A 3,770-nucleotide genomic window follows, 5' to 3' on the forward strand; every position below is an offset into this window, starting at 1 on the left:
GGGCCCCAGGGGTCGTCGGGGCCCCAGGCGCCCAGGACGCCCCCGTCCGCGCCTGCCGGGGCGCCTGCCGGGCTCGATGTGTCACCGGCCCGATGCTGCTGGGCGGCGGCCTCCTCGCGGGCCACCGCAGCGCTGATCCTCGCGGCGAGCTCCTCGCCGCCCCCGGTGCGGCCCGCCAGATGCTCGACGACGCGGGCCAGCGTGGGCATCCCGGCGTCGACGGGGCAGGCAACGGGGTGGGAGGAGGCGTCCGGGTGGACATGGGCTTCGCCGAGGCCGTGGAAACCGTCGGGGGCCCCGTCCGTCGCCGCAGCGGCGGGCCCGGGAGACGCGGAGGGCGTGGGGGATGCTGGGGCCGCAGGAGATGCGGGGGACGCGGAGGGCCCGGGAGGGGCGGAGGGCGCAGGGGACGTGGGGACCATCGAGTCCAGGACGCGGAGCAGGCGGGCGGCCTCGGTGCGCCACTTACGGTCGACGACCTCTTCCGGGTACTGCTGCCAGTCGACCGGCGACCAGTCCGGGCCCGTGCGGGCCGGGCCGCCGTGGAACAGCCGGGCCGCCAGCAGCGACGCCGCCTCGTCGGCCGCGCCCGGCTCCTCCAGGAGGTCGCAGGCGGGGCGCTCACCCAGCCGCGAGGCGAATCCGTCGGCGAGCCGGTCGCGCCGGGACAGCTCGGTGAGGGCTGACACCACGCCCGCGTCCAGCCGGGACGGCCAGCGGCCCATCCGCCAGGCGGGCAGGGCGACCCGGGTGAGCAGCCGGTCCCAGCCCGCGTAGGCGAGGCCGACCTGCTCCTGGGCGACGATCCGCAGACCGTAATCCACACCCTGTGCACGGACCGACGCGGCGGCGGCGACGCCCCGCTCCATCTCGGCGGCGTGGCCGCGGCAGCAGCGCAGCAGCAGCCTGGCGATCCGGCCGACGAAGGCGCGGGGCACTCTGCGCAGCCCGGCCAGCGGCCCCTGTACGGGCGCGGCGGCGTCGGCGACCGCGCCGTCGAGCCCGCGTACGAAGCGACGGGCGGCGGCTATGTCGGGATGCGCGGCCGGGCCCGTGCCCGCGACGACCGGGGCGAGCACCGCCCGCAGCTCGGCGACCCGCATCCACCACAGGAACGGCGAGCCGATGACCAGCACCGGAGCCGCCTGGACCCGGCGGCGGGACCGGACCGCGGACGGCCCGGCGGAATCCGGGCCGGTGCCCGGCACGGGCCGTGCCGAGGGGTGGGTGCGGTCCTCCAGCCAGCTGTCGCAGTCGGGCGTCAGGGCTATTGCCGAGGGCGCGGGAACCCCGAGCCGGTCGGCGAGGTCCCTGACCAGGCGGTAGAGATCGGGGGCGGCCTTCTCCGGGAGCGGGACGGTCGGGCTGACCGCCGGTCTCGCCCGTACGATCGCGACCGCGACCGCCCCGGCGAGCAGCAGCACGACGACCGCGCAGGCCGTCACGGCCCAGCGCGCCGTGTCCCAGCCGCTGCCCACGGCAAGGCCCTGGGCGCCCGCCACGAGCAGCACGACGGCCACCGCCGCCGGCAGGATCGCCACGGCTGCCGCCCTGCCGCGGATGCGCAGCAGAGCGTGGGCCCGGGCACGCGCACTCAGCGCACCCAGCTCCTCACTTGCACCGGTATCGGACATCTCCGGACGTCACCCCCTCTGCCCCCACGGCGGTGTTGCTCACTCCCCCACTGTGGCACCCGTCACCAACATCGCAATGCCAGTGGGCCAAGTGCCGGAATGCTTGCGCCGCACCCTAGTTGGGGCCTCGGCGGGCGTCATCCGGATGGCGCAGCCGTCACTCGATGGAATGGCTTTGGGCAAAGGTGCTGACGCGCCGCTGTCCTTGGGGCAGCGGCGCGTCGGTGCTCGTCAGAGCGTTGCGGGGCGGTGTCCGTGGGGACAGCGGGCCCTCAGTGGGGGCAGCGGGCCCTCTGTGGGGAACAGCGGCCCCCGGTGGCCCTTCGAGGAAGCCCGGTGGCTCTTTGGCCCGACGGGGGCCCGGGCGGCCCTTCGGGGAAGCCCAGTGACCCATTGGCCCGACGGGGAGAGCCCGGCGGGCCTTCGGAGAGGCCCGGTGGCCCTTTGGCCGTCGGGGAAGCCGGGCTCAGCCCTCCGCGGCCTTCCGAGCGATGTCCGTGCGCAGGTGCGAGCCGTCGAGGCGGATGCGGGCCGCCGCCGTGTAGGCACGCTCGCGGGCGCCCGCGAGGTCCTTGCCGGTCGCGGTCACGGACAGCACCCGGCCGCCCGCGCTGACGATCGTGTCGCCCTGGCGCCTGGTGCCCGCGTGCAGGACGTACGCATGCGGGGCATCCTGCGCCGCCACGTCGTCGAGCCCCTCGATCGGGTCGCCGGTGCGCGGCGTGCCCGGGTAGTTGTGCGAGGCGATGACCACGGTGACGGCGGCGTCGTCGCGCCACTTGAGCGGGGGCAGCTCGTCGAGCGTGCCGTTGGCGGAGCCGAGCAGGACACCGGCCAGCGGGGTCTTCAGACGGGCCAGGACCACCTGGGTCTCGGGGTCACCGAAACGGGCGTTGAACTCGATCACCCGGACGCCGCGCGAGGTGATCGCAAGGCCCGCGTACAGCAGCCCGGAGAACGGGGTGCCACGGCGACGGAGCTCGTCGACGGTCGGCTGAAGCACCGACTCCAGGACCTCGTCGACCAGCTTGGGGTCGGCCCACGGGAGCGGGGAGTACGCGCCCATGCCGCCGGTGTTCGGGCCCTCGTCGCCGTCCAGGGCGCGCTTGAAGTCCTGCGCGGGCTGGAGCGGCAGCACGGTGGTGCCGTCCGTGATCGCGAAGAGGCTCACCTCGGGGCCGTCGAGGAACTCCTCGATGACCACGCGGTCGCAGGCCAGGGCGTGGGCGCGGGCCGCCTCGACGTCGTCGGTGACGACGACACCCTTGCCGGCTGCGAGACCGTCGTCCTTGACGACGTACGGGGCACCGAAGGCGTCGAGAGCGGCGTCGATCTCGGCGGGGGTGGTGCAGACGTAGCTACGGGCGGTCGGGACGCCTGCCCCGGCCATCACGTCCTTGGCGAACGCCTTGGAGCCCTCCAGCCGGGCCGCCTCGCCGGAGGGGCCGAAGCAGGGGATGCCCGCGGCGCGCACGGCGTCGGCGACCCCGGCGACGAGCGGCGCCTCCGGGCCGACGACCACCAGCTCGGCGCCCAGGTCGGTGGCGAGGCGCGCGACGGCGTCGCCGTCGAGGGCGTCGACCGGGTGCAGTTCGGCCACCTCCGCGATACCGGCGTTGCCGGGAGCGCAGTACAGAGCGGTGACGTCGGGGTCGAGGGACAGAGAGCGGCACAGGGCGTGTTCGCGGGCGCCGCCGCCGATGACGAGGACCTTCACGGGGTGCAGCCTAGCCGCCGGGGCGCGGCCCCCTTGACGGACGCCGGTACGTGGACACCCCGGGGAGCCGCGGCGGGGCCCTGAGCGCGCCCCGTCCATTCGTTCCCATTCGTTTCCACTCGTTTTCGTTTCTACTCGTTTCTACTCGTTGGTGAACTCCTCGACGACCGTGGCGCCCAGTTCGCGGACGATCAGGTCGTGCCCGGAGAGCGCCGAGTCGACGAGGTCGGGGTCGTCGGCCTCCGGGGTGTCGTCCTCGGGGGCGACCGCGCGCGGGGGCTCGGGCGCGGAGTACTGCTGCTGCGGTGGTGCGGAGTACGACTGCGGCGCGGGGTCGGCGGAGGCGCCGCCCGGCTGCTGGTGCCCCGGCTGTGACTGCTGTGGCTGCTGGTGCTGCTGCTGCGGGGAAGCGGCCGGCC

At 75.4% G+C, this 3,770-nt stretch carries 2 protein-coding genes and 1 pseudogene; all 3 read right to left on the reverse strand.

Translation table 11 applies throughout. The features are described 5' to 3' along the window. The coding region (locus AADR41_RS41485; protein ID WP_342287606.1) for a hypothetical protein at positions 1-1,634 on the reverse strand (1,634 nt) is incomplete at its 3' end. Positions 1,635-2,100: 466 nt separating this feature from the next. Further along, positions 2,101-3,351: a phosphoribosylamine--glycine ligase gene (gene purD / locus AADR41_RS41490; protein ID WP_342287608.1), complete on the reverse strand. Its 1,251-nt coding sequence runs from the start codon at positions 3,349-3,351 to the stop codon at positions 2,101-2,103. 141 nt (positions 3,352-3,492) lie between these two features. Continuing rightward, a pseudogene (locus AADR41_RS41495) lies at positions 3,493-3,770 on the reverse strand (DNA polymerase III subunit gamma and tau); the annotation flags it as partial.

It is taken from the genome of Streptomyces sp. CLV115 (assembly GCF_038448545.1).
Classification (GTDB): domain Bacteria; phylum Actinomycetota; class Actinomycetes; order Streptomycetales; family Streptomycetaceae; genus Streptomyces; species Streptomyces sanglieri.